The 21,151-nt window shown below is 63.9% G+C and carries 14 protein-coding genes and 1 riboswitch; of the genes, 7 read left to right on the top strand and 7 right to left on the bottom strand.

The genetic code is table 11. The annotated features are described in order from the left end of the window. Positions 1–74: 74 nt before the first annotated feature. Together LPA37_RS04470 and LPA37_RS04465 are read right to left on the bottom strand one after the other, a co-directional pair. Positions 75–1,133: an aldo/keto reductase gene (locus LPA37_RS04470; RefSeq protein WP_229011742.1), complete on the bottom strand. Its 1,059-nt coding sequence runs from the start codon at positions 1,131–1,133 to the stop codon at positions 75–77. A 259-nt stretch (positions 1,134–1,392) separates the two neighbouring features. Beyond that, a complete protein-coding gene (locus LPA37_RS04465) occupies positions 1,393–1,641 on the bottom strand; it encodes a hypothetical protein (protein ID WP_228982624.1) in 249 nt (82 codons plus the stop codon). On the opposite strand from LPA37_RS04465, the gene LPA37_RS04460 reads away from it, so the two are divergent. From LPA37_RS04460 to pdeR, 3 genes are all read left to right on the top strand, one after another. Continuing rightward, positions 1,640–4,690, top strand: coding sequence for an autotransporter family protein (locus tag LPA37_RS04460; protein ID WP_229011740.1), 3,051 nt, complete (start codon positions 1,640–1,642; stop codon positions 4,688–4,690). The genes LPA37_RS04465 and LPA37_RS04460 overlap by 2 nt on opposite strands. Before the next feature lie 200 nt (positions 4,691–4,890). Beyond that, positions 4,891–9,390 (top strand): DEAD/DEAH box helicase, encoded by a 4,500-nt coding sequence (locus LPA37_RS04455; RefSeq protein WP_229011738.1) that lies wholly within the window; start codon positions 4,891–4,893, stop codon positions 9,388–9,390. 230 nt (positions 9,391–9,620) lie between these two features. Further along, positions 9,621–11,624: a cyclic di-GMP phosphodiesterase gene (gene pdeR, locus LPA37_RS04450; protein ID WP_228982632.1), complete on the top strand. Its 2,004-nt coding sequence runs from the start codon at positions 9,621–9,623 to the stop codon at positions 11,622–11,624. Positions 11,625–11,732: 108 nt separating this feature from the next. Here pdeR and LPA37_RS04445 read toward each other — a convergent pair whose 3' ends face one another. Next, positions 11,733–12,620, bottom strand: coding sequence for a crotonase/enoyl-CoA hydratase family protein (locus tag LPA37_RS04445; protein ID WP_228982617.1), 888 nt, complete (start codon positions 12,618–12,620; stop codon positions 11,733–11,735). A gap of 120 nt (positions 12,621–12,740) precedes the next feature. On the opposite strand from LPA37_RS04445, the gene LPA37_RS04440 reads away from it, so the two are divergent. Continuing rightward, positions 12,741–12,926: a hypothetical protein gene (locus LPA37_RS04440; RefSeq protein ID WP_228982615.1), complete on the top strand. Its 186-nt coding sequence runs from the start codon at positions 12,741–12,743 to the stop codon at positions 12,924–12,926. Positions 12,927–13,120: 194 nt separating this feature from the next. On the opposite strand, the gene LPA37_RS04435 is transcribed toward LPA37_RS04440, so the two are convergent. Together LPA37_RS04435 and LPA37_RS04430 are read right to left on the bottom strand one after the other, a co-directional pair. Continuing rightward, positions 13,121–14,227 (bottom strand): malate/lactate/ureidoglycolate dehydrogenase, encoded by a 1,107-nt coding sequence (locus LPA37_RS04435; protein WP_229011736.1) that lies wholly within the window; start codon positions 14,225–14,227, stop codon positions 13,121–13,123. 60 nt (positions 14,228–14,287) lie between these two features. Then, the gene (locus tag LPA37_RS04430) at positions 14,288–15,751 is read right to left on the bottom strand and encodes a M20 family metallopeptidase (protein ID WP_229011734.1); all 1,464 of its coding nucleotides are present in this window, start codon (positions 15,749–15,751) and stop codon (positions 14,288–14,290) included. A 153-nt stretch (positions 15,752–15,904) separates the two neighbouring features. Between LPA37_RS04430 and LPA37_RS04425 the strand changes: the two genes are divergently transcribed. The 3 genes from LPA37_RS04425 to LPA37_RS04415 all read left to right on the top strand — a co-directional run bounded on the left by LPA37_RS04425 (position 15,905) and on the right by LPA37_RS04415 (position 18,279). Continuing rightward, positions 15,905–16,225 (top strand): superinfection immunity protein, encoded by a 321-nt coding sequence (locus tag LPA37_RS04425; RefSeq protein ID WP_228982612.1) that lies wholly within the window; start codon positions 15,905–15,907, stop codon positions 16,223–16,225. 27 nt (positions 16,226–16,252) lie between these two features. Then, positions 16,253–17,407, top strand: coding sequence for an epoxide hydrolase family protein (locus LPA37_RS04420; protein WP_228982611.1), 1,155 nt, complete (start codon positions 16,253–16,255; stop codon positions 17,405–17,407). 75 nt (positions 17,408–17,482) lie between these two features. Continuing rightward, positions 17,483–17,597: riboswitch (ZMP/ZTP riboswitch) on the top strand. Between the two features lie 49 nt (positions 17,598–17,646). Next, entirely contained in the window at positions 17,647–18,279 is a 633-nt protein-coding gene (locus LPA37_RS04415) for a LysE family translocator (RefSeq protein WP_228982609.1), read from the top strand. Between the two features lie 179 nt (positions 18,280–18,458). Here LPA37_RS04415 and LPA37_RS04410 read toward each other — a convergent pair whose 3' ends face one another. Both LPA37_RS04410 and LPA37_RS04405 read right to left on the bottom strand, forming a co-directional pair. Further along, positions 18,459–18,743, bottom strand: a complete 285-nt coding sequence (locus LPA37_RS04410; RefSeq protein WP_228982607.1) for a YodC family protein — start codon at positions 18,741–18,743, stop codon at positions 18,459–18,461. An 880-nt stretch (positions 18,744–19,623) separates the two neighbouring features. Beyond that, complete coding sequence (locus tag LPA37_RS04405; protein ID WP_229011732.1) at positions 19,624–21,123, bottom strand: MFS transporter; 1,500 nt, start codon at positions 21,121–21,123, stop codon at positions 19,624–19,626. Positions 21,124–21,151: the final 28 nt, after the last annotated feature.

Here is a 21,151-nt window from a genome sequence, read left to right as displayed (position 1 = left end):
GCTTTTGCGCTGGAGTCGCGGCCCGCGGCCCCCCTCGGTGTAGCGGCGGACCAATCCGGCAGGCAACGCCGCTTTTATTTTGCCCGCACGGCGGTACCCGACTGCGCCAGCTGTTCGCGACGCTGCTCGCCCTGCCGCGCAAGCATCCAGCCGGGATACTCCGACGGCAGTGTGCTCACTTCGTCGAGCTTCGCCAGTTCATCGGCGGATAGCGTGACCTGCGTCGCCGCGATGTTGTCGTCAAGCTGCTCGATCTTTTTGGCGCCGACAATCACCGTCGTGACCGCGCGCTGATGCAGCAGCCACGCAAGCGCGATCTGCGCAACCGACACGCCTTTGGCCTCTGCAATGCCACGCATCGCGTCGATGCAGTCGAACGCGCGGTCCCGATTGACTGGCGGAAAATCGAACGTCGTGCGCCGGCTGCCTGCTTCGCCTGGCTGGTCGCGCCCATACTTGCCGCTCAGCAGGCCGCCCGCCAGCGGGCTCCACACCATGAGCCCGAGCCCTTCGCCTTGCAGCATCGGAACCAGTTCGCGCTCGAGATCGCGGCCGGCAAGCGTGTAATACGCCTGCAGCGTCTCGAAGCGCGCGAGGCCCAGACGTTCCGCGATACCGAGCGCCTTCACGATCTGCCACGCAGCCCAGTTCGACACGCCGACGTAACGCACGTGTCCATGCTGCACGAGCGTATCGAGTGCGCGCACGGTTTCCTCGACGGGCGTAGCCGGATCGAAACCGTGGATCTGGTACAGGTCGACGTGATCGAGTTGCAGACGCTTCAAGCTCGCCTTCACGCCGTCGATGATGTGAAACCGCGATGCACCCCGCGCATTCGGAAACTCGCCGGTTTGCCCGAACACCTTCGTCGCGACGACGACACTGTCGCGCGGCACCTTGAGATTCTTCAGCGCCTGTCCGGTGATCTGCTCGGAAAGACCTTCTGAGTAGACGTCGGCGGTATCGATGAAATTGATGCCGGCATCGAGCGCGCGACCTACAAGACGCTCGGCATCGGCCTGCTGCAGATCGCCAATCTGTTTCCATATGCCCCCGCCGCCGCCAAACGTCATCGTGCCCAGGCACAGCTCGGAAATGAACACGCCGGTACGGCCCATCTGGTTGTATCGCATCTCAACGCTCCGTGAGTGAAGAAGGCAACGTATGAGAATACTGCACACGTCGAAAGTCTTCATGACGGCCATTGCGCTGAAAGCTTATGGTCAGGAAAGTCTGCCGCGATTGCGTCTGACCCGCGTCTGAACCGGAAACCTGAACATTGAACCGGGCATGCCCGGCATTCAATCGTCATGCTATTAAACGGATTTTGAATTTTCCTGGAATAAACCTATAACTCACTGAACCCGTGGTTGATGCCGCCCTCGCTGTCATTTAACGGAAGGACGTATCAATGAAGCGATCGTTTGAAATCGGTGTCGGCAGCGTTGTCATGCTTGTCGAAATCATCTTCCAGCCCAATGCCGATGCGGCATGCTCGACCACTTCCCCACCCAGCAACACCACCGTCACCTGCAGCGGCGCCAACACGCCTTCCGTCATCACCCCAATCACCAGCACCGGCGTTACGATCAATCTCGATCCGACCACCGCCGCAAGCTTCGTACGCTCGGCGACCGCCATGGGTTTCAGCGTCGATCACGCCAGCACGATCACGAGTAACGGCAATTTCTCGCTGACTGGCAGCGGCGGCACCGGTACAGCGCGTGGCGCGGTACTGCTGGGCGCCACGAACAACAACCAGTTGACGAATACAGCGACAGGCGTGATCAGCACGACGGGGGCATTCAACGACGGCATGGCGGCCAATGGCAGCGGCAACACGCTGACCAACAACGGACGGATCACGACGGCCGGCCCCAACGCCTACGGCATGACTGCGGCGTGGGGGCAAACGAATTCAGGGCAGTTGAATAACACGATCGTGAATACAGGCAGCGTATCGACGTCGGGCAGCAACGCGCGGGCGGCTTCGATTCTCGGCGGCAACGGGATGATCAACAACAGCGGCACGCTTTCGACGACGGGCGCCGGGAGCCCCGCCGCGTACATGCAGGGCAACAACGATAGTCTGATCAACACCGGCACGATCTCGGCGAGCGGCAGCGCCTCGGACGCCGTGTTCTCCAACACAGTTGGATCGAGCTTCACGGCGCAGATCGAAAACCGCGCGGGCGGCAGCATCATCAGCCAGAACGGGTCGGCTATCCGCACGCTCAACGGCAACACGACGATCATCAACGCGGGGTTGCTACAAAGCGGCATCGGCACGGCGATCACGATGGGCAACGGCAGCAACGCGCTGATCCTGCAAACCGGCTCGGTGATCAACGGCAGCGCCGATGGCGGTGCCGGCAGCAATACGGTGACGCTGCAGGGAACCGGCACCGCCGCGAACGCATTCACGAACTTCCAGACGCTGCTGATGCAGGGCACGCAATGGGACTGGACAGGCACCGGCACGTTCACGACAGCGCGTGTGCAAAGCGGCACGCTGAATCTGACCGGCACGCTCGGCAGCACGACGAGCGCGTTCGTCGACGCGGGCGCGACATTGCAGGCAACCTCGCAGAACCTGCCTCTGAACGTGACGGACAATGGGCTCGTGCGCTTCGCGCAGAGCGCTACCGGTACTTACGCGGGTCTGATCGGCGGCACGGGTGTCGTCGAGAAAAGCGGCCCGGGCACATTGACGCTCGCGCCCACGGCAGCCGGCGGCAACACGTATTCGGGCGGCACCCTGATCGACGGCGGCACGCTCGCGGTCGGCGCGGACAACGCACTCGGCGCCGGCACGGGCGGTGTGACGTTCGATGGCGGCACGTTGCAGCTGGCCCAGACGTTCGATCTCGCGGGCACGCGCGCCATCACGTTGAACGGCGGTGGCGGCACGATCGATACGCAGTCGTTTTCATCGACGCTCGCACAGCCCGTGACCGGCGCAGGCGGCCTGACGAAAGCCGGCAGCGGTTCGCTCGTGATGAACGGCACAAGCACCTACAGCGGCGCGACGAACGTCGCGGCGGGCACGCTCGCTCTGGGCGACGCGGCGCACGCCAGCGCGGCGCTGACGGGCGGCGGCAACACAACGGTGGCGGCGGGCGCGACGCTCGGCGGATATGGCAGCGTCACCGGCGCGGTTTCGAACAGCGGCACCATCGCGGTCGCGAACGCACTGCCCGCCTTTGCCGATGCTGCAAACGGCAACTTCACGGTCAATGGATCGCTCGTGAATGCGGGACTCGTGCAGATCGGCGGCAACGGCGTGGGCAACCAGCTGGTCGTCAACGGCAACTACACCGGCCAGAGCGGTGTGGTCGCGCTGAACACGGTCGTCGAATCCGACAATGCCGCCTCGGACAGGCTCGTGCTGAATGGCGGCGCAGGGAGCGGGACCACCAGCCTGAAGGTCACGAACGTCGGCGGCAACGGTGCGCAGACGGTCGCGAACGGCATCGAAATCGTCTCGACAGCGCAGGGCGCGAGCACCACGCCCGACGCCTTCACGCTTGCGGCGCCAGTGAAGGCCGGCGCGTATTCGTACTTTCTCGCGAAAGGCGGCGTGACGGGCGGCACCAGCGACAACTGGTATCTGCGCAATACCGTCGCGCCCCTCCCCTCGGTCGCGGCGCCCGACGACGACACCGGCATACCGGTCGCGGCCGCAGGCACACCGCCGCTGCCCGCCCCGCCGCCGGCGGGATCGGATCCCGTGCCGCTGTATCGCCCCGAAGTGCCGGTCTACGCGGTCATGCCCGCCGTCGCGCGGCAACTCGGCGTGCTGCAGGTCGACACGTTCCACGAACGTGAAGGCGAGCAGTCGTTGCTCACGGAGACAGGCACGGTGCCGGCTGCCTGGGGACGCGTCTGGGGCGGTCACAGCGATTTTCGCGAGGACGGCACCGCCAGCCCCGGTTTCGATGGTTCGGTCTTCGGCGCGCAGGCGGGCCACGATCTCTACGCCGACTCGAACGCGAGCGGTCATCGCAACCACTACGGCCTGTTCGCCGGCTTCGCGCGCGCCACGGGCGACGTCGAGGGTTTCGCGCTTGGCACGCCGAATCTCGACGCCGGGCATCTCTCGGTCGACGCTTACAGTCTCGGCGGCTACTGGACGCATATCGGACCAGGCGGCTGGTACACGGACGCCGTGCTGATGGGCAGTTCGCTCACGATGACCCCGGTCTCGCGCGACAACGTGGGCGCGACGACACACGGCACGGCGGTGACGGGATCGCTCGAAGGCGGGCTGCCGGTTCCGCTCACCACAGGCCTGACGGTCGAACCGCAGGCGCAGCTGATCTGGCAGCACCTGTCGGTGAACGACCTGAACGACGGCATCTCCACAGTCAGCTTCAACAACGGCAACACCTTCCTTGGACGGATCGGCGTGCGTCTGCAGGGGCACTTCGATGCAATGGGTGCGAACTGGCAGCCGTGGCTGCGTGTGAACGTGCTGCGCTCGTTCGGATCGGACGACAAGGCGACGTTCGCGGGCACAACCGTGATCGGCACGACCGTCGGGCAGACCGCCGGCCAGATTGGCGCGGGCGTGGTCGCAAGGATCAGCCGGTCGGCGAACCTCTTCGCGACGGCAAGCTGGCTTACCAACCTCGGCGGCCCCCATCAACGGACCGTGCTCGGCGACGCAGGCGTGCGCTGGGCCTGGTAGGCACGTGGTTGCGTGGTTGCGCGGTTGCGTTTGCCTGCACGCGTGATGAAGCCAGACGGCAGCGCATAAGCCGCTTTTTTCTCGGGCACGATGCCGATACCCGACCCGCACCCGTTTTCGCGGCGCTGGCACGGGTTGCGAAAACCTGCCAGACTTTCAGTTCGACCACCGAAACGGACGGTGCCCGCCGCCCTCTGGAAATGGCACGTCGCGCCCCTACCTACGGCTCCATGACACCTGGCTCTTTCGCAACAGATGCGCTGGCAGGATTTCATCCGGCGCTCGCCAGCTGGTTTCTCAAGACGTTCCCCGCGCCCACCGACGCCCAGGCGGCCGCCTGGCCGCAGATCCGCGGCGGCCGCTCGACGCTCGTCGCCGCGCCAACCGGTTCCGGCAAGACGCTGACCGCGTTTCTGTCGGCCATCGACGAACTCGTCAGGGAAGGCATCGCGAACAATGGCGAGCTGCCCGATGAAACGCTCGTCGTCTATGTGTCGCCGCTAAAGGCGCTGTCGAACGATATCCGCATCAATCTGCAAACGCCGCTCGAAGGCATCGCGAACGAACTGGCCGCGCTCGGCCTGCCCCCGCTCGATATCCGTACCGCCGTGCGCACCGGCGACACCACGCAGCAGGAGCGCACCGCGCTGCGCAAACGCGCGCCGCACATTCTCGTCACCACGCCCGAATCGCTTTACGTGCTGCTCGGTTCCGGTTCAGGCCGTCGCATGCTGTCGACGACGCGCACGGTCATCGTCGACGAAATTCATGCGATTGCCGGCGGAAAGCGTGGCAGCCATCTTTCGCTCAGTCTCGAACGGCTCGATGCGTTGTGCGGACGGCGTCTGCCGCGCATCGGCCTCTCCGCGACGCAAAAGCCGGTTATGGCGGTCGCGCGCTTTCTGACCGGTGGCGCCGTGATCGACGACCCCGCGCCTGCCGACTGCGCGATCATCGACGTCGGTCACGTTCGCGCGCGCGACCTCGCGCTGGAGCTGCCACCGGTGCAACTCGAAGCGGTGATGGCGAACGAAGTGTGGGAACGCGTCTATGACCGTCTCGCGGAACTCGTCGCGCTGCATCGCACGACGCTCGTCTTCGTCAACACGCGACGCATGGCGGAGCGCGCGGCGCGGCATCTGACCGGGCGGCTCGGCAAGGAAGCGGTGGCCGCGCATCACGGCAGCATGTCGAAGGAACACCGGTTCGACGCGGAGCAGCGCCTGAAGCGCGGCGACCTGCGCGTGCTGATCGCGACGGCTTCGCTCGAACTCGGCATCGATATCGGCGACGTCGATCTGGTCTGCCAGATGGGCTCGCCGCGCGGCATCGCGCCGTTTCTGCAGCGCGTGGGCCGCTCGGGGCACCAGGTGGGCGGCATGCCTAAAGGGCGGCTCTTTCCCACCTCGCGCGACGACCTGATCGAATGCGCGGCATTGCTCGACTGCGTGCGGCGCGGCGAACTCGATACGCTCACCATCCCACGCGCGCCGCTTGATGTGCTGGCGCAACAGATCACCGCGGAAGTCGCGAACGAGGAATGGAGCGAAGAGGCGCTCTTCGAACTCTTTCGCCGCGCGGCGCCGTACGCAACCCTCGCGCGCGAGCAGTTCGACGCCGTGCTGCGCATGCTCGCCGAAGGCTATACCACGCGTCACGGCGCACGCGGCGCGCACCTCCATCGCGACGCGGTGAACGGCATGCTGCGCGGCCGGCGCGGCAGCAGGCTCGTCGCGGTCACGTCAGGCGGCACGATTCCCGAGAACGCCGATTACGCGGTGATTCTCGAACCGCAGGGCGTCAACATCGGCACCGTGAACGAAGACTTCGCGGTTGAAAGTCTCGCGGGCGACGTGTTTCAGCTCGGCAATACGTCGTACCGCATCCTGCGCGTCGAAACCGGCCGCGTGCGCGTGGAGGATGCGCACGGGCAGTCGCCGAACATTCCGTTCTGGCTCGGCGAAGCGCCTGGGCGTAGCGACGAACTGTCGATGGGCGTCGCGCGGTTGCGCGGCGAGATCGACCGTCTCCTCGCACCCACACCCGAAACGTCGGACGTTGCACGCGCAACCAGTGTGTTGGCGAGCGATGGCGATGGCGATGGCATCGTCCTCGCCGAAGCCGAAGCCGAAACCGAAACCGCGACGCTCGCGCCGCGGATCGACCACGCGATCGACTGGCTGACCGGACATGTCGGCATCGATGAATCCGCCGCGCGGCAGATCGTCGAATATCTCGCGCGGGCGCGCTCGGCGTTACGCGTTTTGCCGTCGCAGGATACGCTCGTGATGGAGCGCTTCTTCGACGAATCGGGTGGCACGCAGCTTGTCATTCATGCGCCGTTTGGCAGCCGCCTGAACCGCGCGTGGGGTCTGGCGCTGCGCAAACGCTTTTGCCGCACGTTCAATTTCGAACTGCAGGCCGCCGCCACCGAGGACGCGATCATTCTTTCGCTGACCGGCAGCCACAGTTTCGTACTCGATGATGTGTGGCGCTATCTGCATTCGAATACCGCTGAACACCTGCTGATCCAGGCGCTGCTCGACGCGCCGCTCTTCGGCGTGCGCTGGCGCTGGAACGCGACGACCGCCCTTGCGTTGCCGCGCTACAGCGGCGGTCGCAAGACGGCACCGCAAATCCAGCGCATGCGCAGCGACGATCTGCTCGCCGCCGTGTTTCCGGACCAGGCCGCGTGCCTCGAAAACATCGTCGGTGAACGCGACGTGCCCGCGCATCCGCTCGTCGAGCAGACCATCGACGACTGTCTGCATGAAGCGATGGATACCGATGGCTGGCTCGCGCTGTTGCGACGTATCGAAGCGGGCACGTTGACGCTCGTCACGCGCGATCTGCCGGCCCCCTCGCCGCTCGCCGCCGAAATTCTCACGGCGAAGCCCTACGCCTTTCTCGACGATGCGCCGCTCGAGGAACGCCGCACCCAGGCCGTGCTGAACCGCCGATATACCGATCCCGCATCCGCCGACGATCTCGGCGCGCTCGACCCCGAGGCGATCGAAAGCGTGCGTCGTGAAGCGTGGCCGGAAGCGCGCAACGTGGATGAAATGCATGAAGCGCTGACGGGTCTCGCCTGCATCGGCGAAGCGGAAGCACAGCGCAACGAGGGCTGGCCTGGCTGGCTCGATGCGCTCGCCGCGGGCGGACGCGCGACGCGCATGCCGCTGGATCAGGGCGACGCGTTATGGTGGCCCGCCGAACGCCTCACGTGTCTGCGCGCGATCTATCCCGATGCGCCGCTTCATCCGGCGCTCAAGGCACCGAGGGGCTATACCGAAGCGTGGACTGAAGACGACGCCATCGTCGACGTCGTGCGCGCACGCATGACTGGATCGGGGCCGCTGCCCGTCACGCGGATCGCGGGTCCGCTTGCGTTGCCCGCATCGCGCGTGGCCCAGGCGCTGGTGCGGCTCGAAGCAGAAGGCTACGTGATGCGCGGCCGTTTCACGCCTGGCGCAAGCGAGGAAGAATGGTGCGAACGGCATCTGCTCGCGCGTATCAACCGCTATACGGTGAAGCGGCTGCGTCGCGAAATCGAGCCGGTGGAGCGGCACGATTTCATGCGCTTTCTGTTTGCGTGGCAGCACCTGACACCCGATACGCGCGGCGAGGGACGCGACGCGCTGGCGGCGGTGGTCGATCAGCTCGAAGGATTCCAGGCCGCTGCCGGCGCGTGGGAAGAAGACATCCTGCCCGCGCGTCTCAAGGACTATTCGATCACGGCGCTCGACGAACTGTGCCGTTCCGGCAAGGTGGTGTGGACGCGCCTGACCGGACGCACGAAGGTAGCGAGCGCGCCGGTGCGCAGCACGCCGGTCGTGTTGTTGCCGCGCCGGAACATGAACATCTGGAGCGCGCTCGTCGATACGTCGAAGCCACTGACATTGTCGGCGCGCGCGCAGCACGTGTACGACGCGCTAAAGGAACACGGCGCGATGTTCTTCGACGAGTTGTTAAACGACGTCCATGGCCTCAAGATCGAACTGGAAAACGCGCTCGGCGAACTGGTCGCCGCCGGTCTTGCGAACTCCGACAGCTTCGCGGGTTTGCGCGCGCTGCTCAAACCGGTCGCGAAACGCAACGCCTACTACGGTAGCCGCCGTCCGCGCGGCGCGGGCGCGCTGATCGGCGGCATGGACGACGCGGGTCGCTGGGCGCTGGTGCGGCGGCGCGTAACGCAGCCCACCGCGGAGATTTCCACCCCACCAGGCCGCACGCCGCCCACCGATCCCGAGGTGCTCGAACATATCGCGATGACGCTGCTGTGCCGCTATGGCATCGTGTTCTGGCGTCTGCTCGAACGCGAGGCCGACTGGCTGCCGCCATGGCGCGAACTGCTGCGCACGCTGCAAAAGCTCGAAGCGCGCGGACTCGTGCGCGGCGGGCGTTTCGTCAACGGACTCGCGGGCGAGCAGTTCGCGCTGCCCGAAGCGATTCCCGTGCTTCGCGAAATACGCCGCCATGCGAACGATGGTGCTTTTATCTGCGTATCGGGCACCGATCCGCTGAATCTCGCCGGTACGTTGTTGCCAGGCGACAAGGTGCCTGCGGTGAGCGGCAACCGTCTGCTGTATCGCGATGGGGTGCCGGTGGCGACGCTTGTCGCGGGTTCGTTCGGCTATCTCGCCGATTTCGACGCGCAAACACGCGATCGCATGCGAATTGCGCTGATACAGCGCGGCTAGTGCCGCGCATCGCATCGCACCTCAAGCCGCGCAGCCGCATCCCCATACCTGGCTTTAAACCTGCAAATCTGTTAAAGAAAAGGGATTCGCGCGTCGTTAACCCGTTACGAACCCCGTCATTCGGCCACCTGGATACAATGAAGCCAATCTTCGACGGAAGACCGTTTGCCGCCCGACCGCTCGCCAGCGTGAATAACGAGCCGGATGGCGGAGCCTGTCCGGGGGACTCAATGCAGGACGACCAGGATCATCAGGTGCTTTTTGCACACTTCGGCACGACCAGCCCATGCTGGCGCCTGTCGAAAGACAGCAACGCGCTGGAGTTGACCGCGGAAACCGGAGCCGGCCCCGCCGACGTCGCCATCGCCCTCACCGTCCAGCAGGCCGCGCAGATCCGCCGCCTGACCGGCATTACCTCGAACCTGATCCTCGATATTCGTCTGTTCGGCGAACCGTTGCGCCTGCATCTGGTTGGCCGGAAGCTGAACGGCTCCTCGTGGGCCGGCACGGCGTCCGCCTATTCCGATACCGAATCCGTCGCGCGCGATCTGGTGCATGGCCTGTCGTTTGCCGAACAGGTCGTGTCGGAAGTCAATTCGCTCGTCGTGATTCTCGACCAGGCGGGACGCATCCAGCGCTTCAATCGTCTCGGCGAAGAACTGTCCGGCATGAAGGAAGAAGACGTTATCGGCAAAAACGTCTGGGCGCTCTTCATGTCTTCCGAGGACGGCGCGGCGTCGAGCTTCAATATCAGCGGATTTTTCAACCGCGGCGTGTCGTACGAAGTCGAGCGGCTCGTGAAAACCGTCCACGGCGAGCGTCTGTTCCTGTTTCGCAACAAGTTCGTGAAAAGCGGCAGCGGTGTCGACGAGCAGTTCCTGATCTGCTCGGGCACCGACATCACCGAGGAACGCCGCGCCCAGGCACGCCTTTCGGAGCTGGCCAATACCGATTCGCTCACGGGCCTGCCGAACCGCAACGCGATCCAGGACCGCATCCGCCTGGCGATCGAATCCGCGAAGGAAGGCGAATCGACCGGCATTCTTTTTCTCGATCTCGACAACTTCAAGAAGGTCAACGACCACTATGGACATGTGTTCGGCGACCGGCTGATCCAGGACGTGTCGTCGGCGATCCGCGGCTGCCTCGATGCGGGCGATACGCTCGCGCGGCTCGGCGGCGACGAATTCATCGTGCTCGCGGTCGACGCGACCCGCTCCGCACTCGAAGCGACCGCGCAGCGCATCCTCGAACGGTTGCGCACGCCGTTCAGCCTCGGGCTCGTCGAGGTCTACACGGGCTGCTCGATCGGTATCGCGCTGTGCCCGGAGCATGGCGACAGTCTCGAATCGGTGATCCGCTCCGCCGACACCGCGATGTACGTTGCGAAAGACGAAGGCAAGCGCACCTGCCGCGTGTTTTCTCCGGAGATGGACCACAAGGTCGCCGAGTACATGTGGCTCGATACGAACCTGCGGCGCGGCCTCGAGGAAGGCCAGCTCACCCTGCTCTACCAGCCGAAGCTGGAGCTCGCCACGGGCGTCGTCAGGAGCGTCGAGGCGCTGGTGCGCTGGAATTCGCCGGAGCGCGGCCAGATCCAGCCAAACGAGTTCATCGGTTATGCCGAGGAATCCGGCCTGATCGGACCGCTCGGCCGCTGGGTCATGCAGACCGCGGCGCTGCAGGCGGCCGCGTGGAAAGCGCAGGGGCTGGATCTGCGCGTGGCGATCAACGTCTCGGCGCGGCAACTGGTGGATACCGCCGTGGTGCGACATTTCCGCGAAGCGCTCGAACGCGCGGATCTCGAAAGCTGTCTCGTCGATCTGGAGCTGACGGAAAGTTGCCTGATCGAAGACGAAGCCGCCGCGATCGACCTGATCACACAATTCCGCGAACTGGGCGCGCAGGTGCATCTGGACGATTTCGGCACGGGTTATTCGTCGCTGTCGCAACTGGGCCGGATTCCGCTCGACATGATCAAGCTCGACCGCAGTTTCGTGCGCTCGATCGACGCCGACAAGAAGGCGCAGGCGCTGGTGCGCTCGATGGTGGCCGTGGCGCAGGAACTGGAACTGAAAGTGGTCGCCGAAGGGATCGAAACTGAAGCCGAAGAAGTCTTCATGAAGGGGCTCGGCGTCGAATACGTGCAGGGGTTCCGTTATGCCCGCCCGATGCCCGTCGCGGAATTCGAGGCGTGGTTGCGCGACAGACAGAAAATCAGGCTCATCGCCTGACAGCCTGCTGTCGCGCTTACTGCTACTGCCATTACCGGTTACCGTTTTCTGTTGTTGCCGGCCGTGCTGGTTCGGATCCGGGTGCGGCCATGGCTGACGGGATGAGCACTACGCCACGTTCGCGCTCGGCGCCGGGCTCGCGCGCAGATTCGACGTGCGGCGGTTCTGCACCATCACGAGACGTTCCATGAACGCGAGATCCTTTTCCTCGATCGTGAACGCCGCCTCGACCCAATCCTCCGTGATCTCCATCAGCTCGGCTCGCGAGAGCTGCAGCACGCGTTGACGCGCCCGCATCATCGCGCGAATGCCGTTCAGCTTCGGGCGCATCGTATCGATGAAGGTGCGCGTGGCGATATATGCCTCGCCCGGTTCGAACAGCTGGTCGACGAGCCCGCGCGCCGAATGCCATTCCGCCGTGTGCGATTCGCCGACACCGATCAGTTCCTCCGCAAGGCGCATGCCCGCCTTGCGCGCGACGAGCGAATAGCCACCCATGCCCGGGAACAGATTGAACGCGATTTCGGGGAAGCCCATGCGCGCGTCGTTCTGGGCGAGCAGGAAATGGTGTGCGAGCGCCGCCTCGAAGCCACCGCCGAGCGCCGTGCCCTCCACCATCGCGATCGAGATCGCGCCGGTGTCGAAACCGCGCGCCGCCGCATGCACACAATCGACGCAGGAACGCGCATAGGCCAACAGCTCCTCGCGCTTGCCGGTACGGATCGCATCGGAAAAAAAGTCGAGATCGCCGCCGACGTTGAATATCGACGGAATCAGCGAGCCGGTCACCCAGAAGTCGATCGGCAGCTTCGACTCACGCGCGGAACGCGCGAGGCTCAGGATGTCATGCACCAGCTCAATGTTGAAACACGGACGTGGTTGAGCACGCAACATCATCCACATGATGTTGCGGCCTTCTTCGTAGTAGGCGGAAATTTGCGACAGATTGCCAGCTTCCAGGAAAGGACGGCAGGCGTGATGGTTACGGAGATTCATTTTTTGGTCCTCATCAGGTATTTTAAATACGGGTAAAGCAATGGGAGCCTAAAACAGACCGGAATCCCGTGGGGAGCGGGGGCGAACAGAACATGGCAAATCCCTATATGGATTTCATGCTTGCTAAAGGAAGAAACGGATGCGTGTCGAACTGAGCCGCCCCGTCGGCACACGATTTCACGCGTACCGTGGCGCCTTGGCGACGCCTGCGGCACGCTGGAGGAAAACTTCCAGACGCGCGATGAAATAAAGCTGATTGAAAGAATTCAGCGAGATGATGGTGGCAAGGCCCACATTTTTTATTGAATTTGCATAGGTAAAAATTCCGCTTTTCGACAATATGTGGCGAATTAAGGAATTGGTACGCAAAAAGACGCGTTTGTCCTCATTGCAGACAATGCGCTTTATAGATATGGGAATAGACGGGGAAGCGGACGGCCCGGCCGCGCAATCCGGCGGATTGCGCTTTCATCAAAAGCCGACGGTGCCCGCGGTGGCGTTCAGTAGAGTTTTTGCGCCCACGTCTCGACGTCGGACGCCGGCATGCCGGCGTCGCGCGCGGCATCGAGGATCTGTTGCCACGTAGCCGGATCGACCGGCACACCCTGGGCGCTACGCTCGCCGCGCGTGGCACGTTCCGGCTCACCCGGCACGAAAATACGCCCGGTGCCGGCTGCGAGCGGCGACGCTTTTACCCATTCGACGAACGCGTCCGCTTCTGCTTCGGCGTTTGGCGCATCGAACGCGTTGGGGTCGAGGATCACCGACAACATGCAGTTGACGATCGCGTTCGTCGTGCCGAGCGTATCGGCGTGCGTGGTAAAGCCGCCGGACAGCGCGCCGCCGAATATCTCGCACATCGCCGCAAGACCAAAGCCCTTGTGGCCGCCCATCGGCGTCAGCGATCCGAACGGCGCTTCCATCATCACCCGGGGTTCGACGCTCGGACGCCCTTCGTGATCGATCAGCGAGCCCGGCGGCGTCTCCTTGCCCTGGTTGAACGCCACGCGCGCCTTGCCATACGCGATCGCGCTGGTGGCGAAGTCGAGCACGAGCGGCGGCTTGCCCGCGCGCGGGAACGCAGCGCAAAACGGATTCGTGCCGATGCGCCGGTCCGTGCCGCCGAACGGTGCGACAAGCGGATCGCCCGCCACGTTGACAAAGTGAAACGACACCAGCCCGGCTGCGGCGCACTGTTCGGCCCAGTGGCCGATGCGCCCGATGTGATGCGCACCGCGCAACCCCACTGCGCAGACGCCCAGCTTTTTCGCGCGCGCGACGCCGAGTTCCATCGCCTCGAACGCAACGACCTGGCCGAAGCCCCTGTTACCTTCGACGGTGAGGACCGCGCCCGCGTCGCGCACGACCTGCGCATGCAGGTTCAGCTTGAGCTCGTTATCGCGCATCGACGCCACGTAACGCGGAATCATGCCGACGCCGTGCGAATCGTGCCCGGTCAGGCTGGCCGCAACCAGATGGTCGGCGACCAATGCGGCTTCGCGCGGCGCACTGCCCGCCGTCTCCCAGATCGCACATACGAACGCGTGCAGTTGAGCGGCATCGATACGCAGCGGCATCGGTTGTTTCGTAGCGTGCGGGGCGTTCATCTCGTTGCGCCGTTAGTGGTCTGAATAGTCTGGATGGCCTGAAAAATTGCTGGCACGTTATCAGGGGGCCGCCGCGATCACTTCGGCGACGGTGGCCGTCAGCTTCTTCGCATACGGCACGTGCAGGAATTCGTTCGGGCCGTGTGCGTTGGATTTCGGGCCAAGCACGCCGCACACCATGAACTGCGACTGCGGAAAGCCTTCCTTCAACACGTTCATCAGCGGGATCGTGCCGCCCTGCCCGATGTACGCGCAGTCCGCGCCGTAGTGCTGCTGCGATGCGCCATTGAGCGCGGACGCGAGCCACGGCGCGAGGTCCGGCGCGCTCCAGCCGGTGGCCGCACCCTGATCCGGCCTGAACGTGACCTTCGCGTTGTACGGCGGATCGAATTCGAACAACGCCTTCAGGGTGGTCACGGCCTGCGCGGCGTCGATGAGCGGCGGCAACCGCAGCGACAGCTTGAATGCCGTGCGCGGGCGCAGCACGTTGCCCGCATCGGCAAGCGAAGGCAGGCCGGCCGCGCCCGTCACCGAGAGCGACGGACGCCACGTCGAATTCAGCAGTGCTTCCTGCGGATCGGTCGTGGTGGGCAGTACCTGACGGCCATCCTGGCCGCAGGCCCATGGGATCTTCTTCCATACGTCGTCGCCGAGAATCCGCGCGGTGGCTTGCGCTTCGCGCAGCCGCCCAGCCGGAATCGCGCAATGAAAACCCTTCGGCAGCAGATTGCCGGTCGACGCGTCTTCGAGACGTTCGAACAGCTGGCGCATGATGCGAAAGCTCGATGGCGTGATGCCGCCATAGCCGCCCGAATGAATGCCTTCGTCGAGCACCTGCACTTCCAGGTCGCCCGCGACGAGACCGCGCAGCGACGTGGTCAGCCACAACTGGTCGTAATTGCCCGCACCCGAATCGAGGCAGACCACGAGTCCGACCTTGCCGAGTCGCTCGCGAAGCGCATCGACGTACGGCAGCAGATCGTAGCTGCCCGATTCCTCGCAGGTTTCGATGATGCCGACGCAACGCGAACGCTCGACACCCTGCGCATCGAGCGCTGCCAGCGCGGTCAGGCTTGCGTAGATCGCGTAGCCGTCGTCGGCGCCGCCGCGGCCGTACAGCTTGCCGTCCTCGAGTTTCGGCGTCCACGGGCCGAGGTCGTTGCGCCAGCCTGAGAATTCCGGCTGTTTGTCGAGGTGACCGTACAGCACGATGGTCTCGGTGCTGCCTGAGCGCGTCGCCGCTGTTTCGAAGAAGATCACCGGCGTGCGGCCCGGCAGGCGCACGATTTCCAGCGTGAGACCGCGTACCGGCTGCTGTTCGGCCCATTGCGCGGCGTCGGTCACGACGCGTTCGATATAGCCGTTTCCGACCCAGTCCGGATCGAACGCGGGGCTTTTGGCCGGTACCGCGATGTAGTCCGTCAACGCGGGCACGATCTCGTCGTTCCATTTGCGCTCGACGAACTCCCGAAGCGCCTGGTGATCGACCTGCTGAGCCTGCTGGGTGGTGTCGTCAGAAATCATGATGGCCCTCCGCGCGTGCAAAACGCCAATCATAGTCCTCGCACGACGATCATGAAACGCTTCATGACGCGCGCCATCCGTTCGACAGGCGCGATGCACGATCACCGCGTTCGCGCGACAATCGCCAGACACGCCACGCGCCCAGGAGCCGTCATGGGAGTCAGCCTGATTGTTCAGGCCATTGGAGCCGCGATCGCGCTTGCGGTCTATTTCCTGCCGGCGATTCTCGCGGACCGTCGCAAGCGCCGCGACGTGCTCGTGATCGCGCTCTTCAACGCCGTGCTCGGATGGACGGTGTTCGGCTGGGGGCTCGCGCTCTACTGGGCGCTGCAGCCGAATCCACCCGTCAACGTCGCCGGTGAAGTGGTCGCGACGCGGCGTAGCGCGGCGATGCGCGGATTTTCGAAGCAACTGGTCGAGCGTGTACGGATGCGCGCGTCGCGCGCCGCGACGCGCGACCGGCCCATGAAGTAGCCACACGACACTCACCAGAGAGACTGGATGGAAACGACACCGTTCCTCATTGCGATTCCCGAAACGCAGGTACTCGCGCTCAGCGCGCGGCTGGAGCATACGCGCTGGCCCGATCACTACGACGGCTCGCCGTGGGCGCTCGGTGTCGATCCTGCGTATGTGCGCGAACTCGCGCAGTACTGGGCGAAAGGCTACGACTGGCGCGGCGCCGAGCAGCGCCTGAACCGCGAACCGCAGTTCGTCGCGCAGGTGGGCGGCCTCAATATTCATTATGTGCATCGGCGGGGCGTCGGACCGAGGCCCTATCCGCTCGTGCTCACACACGGCTGGCCGGGGTCGTTCATCGAGTTCATGGAACTGCTGCCGCATCTGTGCGATCCGGCGTCGGTCGGCGCGGACCCGGCCGATGCGTTCGACGTCGTAGTGCCCTCGCTGCCCGGCTTCGGCTTTTCGGAGCGGCCGGCGAAACCGGGCACGTCAGCATTCGCGACGGCGGACCTGTGGGCCGGACTGATGCACGGGCTTGGCTATGAACGCTTCGGCGCGCAGGGTGGCGATCTCGGCGCGGCGGTTTCGATTGCGCTTGCGTTACGGCATCCGCAACACGTCGACGGCATCCATCTGAATTACCTGCCCGGTTCATACGAGCCCCCGCTTACCGCCGGCGATCCGCCCATCACACCGCGCGAACAGACCTTCCTCGACGCGAAGGCGACGTGGGCCGCGCTCGAAGGCGGCTACGCGCACGTGCACAGCACGAAGCCGCAGACTCTCGCCACTTCGCTGAACGATTCGCCTGCGGGCCTGGCCGCATGGATCGTCGAAAAATTCCGCACGTGGAGCGACTGCAACGGCGACATCGAAAGCGTGTTCTCCAGGGATGAGCTGCTGACGAACCTGTCGCTCTACTGGTATACGCAGACGATCGCGTCGTCGATGCGCTTTTACTGGGAGATGCGCCTGAAGCCGCTGCGTTTCACGCACGGAGAACGGGTGCGTCCGCCGCTTGGCTTTGCGCGCTTTCCCAGGGAAATCAGCCGGCCGCCGCAATCGTGGATCGAACGCGTGTTCGATCTCACGCAATGGGCCGACATGCCGCGCGGCGGGCACTTCGCCGCGATGGAGCAGCCCGCGCTGCTGGCCGGGGAGATCCGCCGGTTTTTCAGGCCGCTGCGGCGCTGACAGCGTGCCGGGCACCGCGCGATGCTTCTGTTGCGCGCCGCTTCTCGCGCGATTCGTTCACACGTGAAATAATGCCGTGATCCGCGCGACTGGCGCTGAAAGATGGAGACACCATCGGGAAACGCGGACCGTGAGCACGGTGATGTCGTTACGTGCGCTCTCGTTCTAGCCGCGCGCCTGGGCATTGCCTGATCGTTGTGGATCACTCCGCTACCGATAACTTTTCACGGAGCCATGCAATGCCGCATCTTTCCAGTCTCCTGGCCTTCGGACTCGTCTCCCTCGGGATGGCGCTCACGCCCGGCCCGAACATGCTCTACCTGATCTCGCGGTCCATCTGCCAGGGCCGCACGGCGGGCCTGATTTCACTTGGCGGCGTCGCGCTCGGCTTCGTGTTTTACATGCTGTCCGCGGCACTTGGTATTACCGCGCTGCTGCTCGCGGTGCCGTTCGCGTACGACGCGCTGCGCTTCGGCGGTGCGCTCTATCTGCTGTGGCTCGCGTGGCAGGCCGTGAAACCGGGTGGCCGCTCGCCGTTCCAGGTGCGCGATCTTCCCGCTGACGGGCCCCGCAAACTCTTCGCGATGGGCTTCGTCACGAACATGTTGAATCCGAAAATCGCCGTGCTGTATCTGTCGCTGCTGCCGCAGTTCATCGATCCGCAGCACGGCAGCGTGCTCGCGCAATCGCTGACACTCGGCTCGGTGCAGATCATGATGAGCCTGAGTATCAATGCGATCGTCGCAATCATGGCGGGATCGATCGCGGTGTTCCTCGCGAAACGTCCGGCGTGGATTGTCGTTCAGCGCTGGCTGATGGGGACGGTGCTCACCGGGCTCGCCGTGAAAATGGCGACCGAGGCGCGTCGCTAGCGAGCCTGACGTACGTTATTACGTCAAGACGCGCGTGAAGCGGAACAACGTTGAGCGGCCGCGCGGAAGCGGCCGTTTCAGGAACGTCTCACGATGCAGCAGCCCGACGCGGACGGGCGCGCCGGCGTGAGCGGATGAAAAGAATGACGAAAGCGCGGACAGACGGCGTCGACGCGCAATCAGCGTCCGTAACCGAATCGCACGAACCGCTGCTGTAACTGCACGGAGCCGGCGGAGATGGAGCGCGGCTCGGGCCGCACGCGGTCGAGCGCAAACACGTCCTGGCGCAATTCGCCATGCTCGTCGAACCACTGGCAGACGAGCCAGCTCCCTTCCGCCAGCGCAACGGGCCCCACATGGGTCACGGTCATGCGCGCGCCGCCTGATTTCAGTGTCACCACGTCACCGACGCGGTAGGTGTCGGGTTGCGGCGTATCGGCAGTGTCGAGGGTAGCAGTCAACATAAGTATCCCCGGTACGAATAGATCAATTGCGCCCAGCTGTCGATGCCGCGATGCGTGAACCTGAAACAGGCCACCTGGCGCTGTGTACGACGGGACGCCCCCCACTGACGGGCTCCGTTCATTCAGCAGCAGGAACGACAGTCTGGTCTGGAACGTCAAATCAGGCTTTTCGGCGATACAGCGAGCGATGCGAAGGAATATGCAAAGCGTGAAACTTGCATGAAACACAGGACATGGTCGAAGCGGAACTGCCGTGGCTATCCCGAGGTCCGGAATTCATGCAACGCGCAGACAACACTTAAGCAGATTTTGAATGTGAACCGCGATTCAAGCACTGTCGTTCACAAAATCGGACTTCGCCTTCAATCCAGACCTTCGAATCCCGATCGCCGGACTGACGTTAAATTCAAAATGCCCGCCAAGATTAACAATCGAATTTTATCCAGGCAAGTGTTTTTTCAATCAATACGGTTTATTACTTTCAGGAACAGATTGAAACATACTGCTGCGCAGGCGGAACGTAACATGCCAGTCAGTGATGCGCCGCCGCAAAAGTCTTGCGGGCAGGCGCACACAGGTTTTCGCAGTCGCGCGCAATTTACATGAAATTCCGGCTGACGGCCTTCTCGTGTCGCAACGATTCCCGGATTCCGTGTCTATTATTAATAAAATTACCACCATGGCTTTCGCGAAGCAGGGTTTTTAATCATCCCTGAACACGCGATGCATACGTGGATTTCTTAAATCCATTAAATATTCACATGAAATCTGGAAATCGTTTTCGCGTCGCAGTAAATGACCCTGACGATTTTGTCATCCGTATGTCAATCAGACGGCTCATCTTTAATTAAAGCGTCATTGCAATCCGGGTTCATCCGGATCACGCATGCCGCGCCGCGATCCGCTGATGCCGGACCAGCAGCATGCTCAAGGCAATGCAGATGAACAGCAGCACGGTAGTGATGCCAATACAGACCTGGAACGCGTGCGAATACGCAGCGGCCATCGTCTGATGCCCGAGTACGCCGAAGAACACCCCGCTGATCGCGGCCGTGCCGAATGCGGCGCCGATCTGCAACGTCGATGAAACGATGCCGGAGGCGAGGCCCGCCTTTTCCGGCACGACCTCGGCGAGCACGATGCGCATCAGCGAAGGCAACACGAGCCCCTGGCCGATCCCCACACAGACGAGACCCAGATAGAAAACCGGTTGCGGAGTCGCGCTCTGGCCGGCGGCCCATGTGACGACCGAAAAGCCCGCCGCCAGCATTGTGAACCCGAGTGTCAGCACATGGCTGCCGATGCGCCGCACGATCGCCGGCGACATGAACGGGCCCACGATAAAGCCCGTCGCGAACGGCATGATGGCGATACCGGAAGCGAACGGCGTCCAGTGCAGGCCGGTCTGCAGATAAATGCCGTAGGTTAGAAAGAACGCGCTTTCACAGTAAAACAGGAACGCCAGCACAAGCCCCGTTGCGAATGCTGGATTGCGGAACAGCTTCAGGTCGACGAGCGGATGGCCGCCCGCGCGTTCGATCCGCCGCTCGACGGCGATAAAGAGCGCGAGCACCGGCACGCTGAGCGCGAACATCACGAAGGTCCATGCGGGCCAGCCGGCTTCGCGCCCATGCGTCATCGGATAGATGACCAGCATCAGCAGCAGCGACAGCAGCCCGACGCCCTTCAGATCGACACCGGTGCTTTCGGCCGGCTGGCTCTCAGGCACGAACCGCCATGTGCCGAGAAACGCCAGGATACCGACTGGAATGTTGAGCAGAAAGATGATTCGCCAGTCGAGGCCGAACGGATGATAGGTAATCAGCGCACCACCGCCGAGCTGCCCGACGATCGACGAGAGCCCGAAAACAAAGCCGTAAAAGCTCATCACCCTGGTTTGCTGGTGCGTCGGCACGACGGCGCGGATCGTCGCGAGCACCTGAGGCGCCATCACGGCGGCGGCGATGCCCTGCACGATGCGCGAAAGCACGAGCATATGGCCGCTCGTCGCGAAGCCGCACAGCGCCGACGCGAGTACAAAGGCCGCCATGCCGCCCATGAACATGCGCTTGCGGCCAAACAGATCGCCGAGGCGGCCGCCGGTGATCAGCAGCACCGCGTAGGCCGACGCATACGCCGACACGATCAGCTGCAACTGGGCGTCGGTGGCCTGCAGGCCGGTATGGATCGACGGCAGCGCGAGATTGACGATGAAGTAGTCGAGCGGCGCGAGAAAGGCGCCGATGAACAGCACGGTCAGCGCGGGCCCCTGTCGCTCGAACCGCTGCGGCGCAGCCGCCGCACGGGAACCGGGTGCGCCGGCCCCTGCCGGGCACACCGCCACACCCGATGCAGAAGGCTTCAAGGATTGATTATTCATGACCGATCGTTCAAAAATTAGCGAAAAA

The organism is Paraburkholderia gardini (assembly GCF_907164545.1).
Taxonomy (GTDB): Bacteria; Pseudomonadota; Gammaproteobacteria; order Burkholderiales; family Burkholderiaceae; genus Paraburkholderia; species Paraburkholderia gardini.
Note: the sequence above shows the minus strand (reverse complement) of the source record. Positions and strands in the feature narration are given on the sequence as shown.

Excerpts from the sequence above, each read along its gene's own strand:
- LPA37_RS04405 (WP_229011732.1), bottom strand. The coding sequence starts at position 21,123 with ATGAATAATCAATCCTTGAAGCCTTCTGCATCGGGTGTGGCGGTGTGC.
- LPA37_RS04425 (WP_228982612.1), top strand. The coding sequence starts at position 15,905 with ATGGGAGTCAGCCTGATTGTTCAGGCCATTGGAGCCGCGATCGCGCTT.
- LPA37_RS04430 (WP_229011734.1), bottom strand. The coding sequence starts at position 15,751 with ATGATTTCTGACGACACCACCCAGCAGGCTCAGCAGGTCGATCACCAG.
- LPA37_RS04420 (WP_228982611.1), top strand. The coding sequence starts at position 16,253 with ATGGAAACGACACCGTTCCTCATTGCGATTCCCGAAACGCAGGTACTC.
- LPA37_RS04465 (WP_228982624.1), bottom strand. The coding sequence starts at position 1,641 with ATGGCGGTCGCCGAGCGTACGAAGCTTGCGGCGGTGGTCGGATCGAGA.
- LPA37_RS04455 (WP_229011738.1), top strand. The coding sequence starts at position 4,891 with ATGGCACGTCGCGCCCCTACCTACGGCTCCATGACACCTGGCTCTTTC.
- LPA37_RS04470 (WP_229011742.1), bottom strand. The coding sequence starts at position 1,133 with ATGCGATACAACCAGATGGGCCGTACCGGCGTGTTCATTTCCGAGCTG.
- LPA37_RS04435 (WP_229011736.1), bottom strand. The coding sequence starts at position 14,227 with ATGAACGCCCCGCACGCTACGAAACAACCGATGCCGCTGCGTATCGAT.
- pdeR (WP_228982632.1), top strand. The coding sequence starts at position 9,621 with ATGCAGGACGACCAGGATCATCAGGTGCTTTTTGCACACTTCGGCACG.
- LPA37_RS04460 (WP_229011740.1), top strand. The coding sequence starts at position 1,640 with ATGGGTTTCAGCGTCGATCACGCCAGCACGATCACGAGTAACGGCAAT.
- LPA37_RS04415 (WP_228982609.1), top strand. The coding sequence starts at position 17,647 with ATGCCGCATCTTTCCAGTCTCCTGGCCTTCGGACTCGTCTCCCTCGGG.
- LPA37_RS04445 (WP_228982617.1), bottom strand. The coding sequence starts at position 12,620 with ATGAATCTCCGTAACCATCACGCCTGCCGTCCTTTCCTGGAAGCTGGC.
- LPA37_RS04410 (WP_228982607.1), bottom strand. The coding sequence starts at position 18,743 with ATGTTGACTGCTACCCTCGACACTGCCGATACGCCGCAACCCGACACC.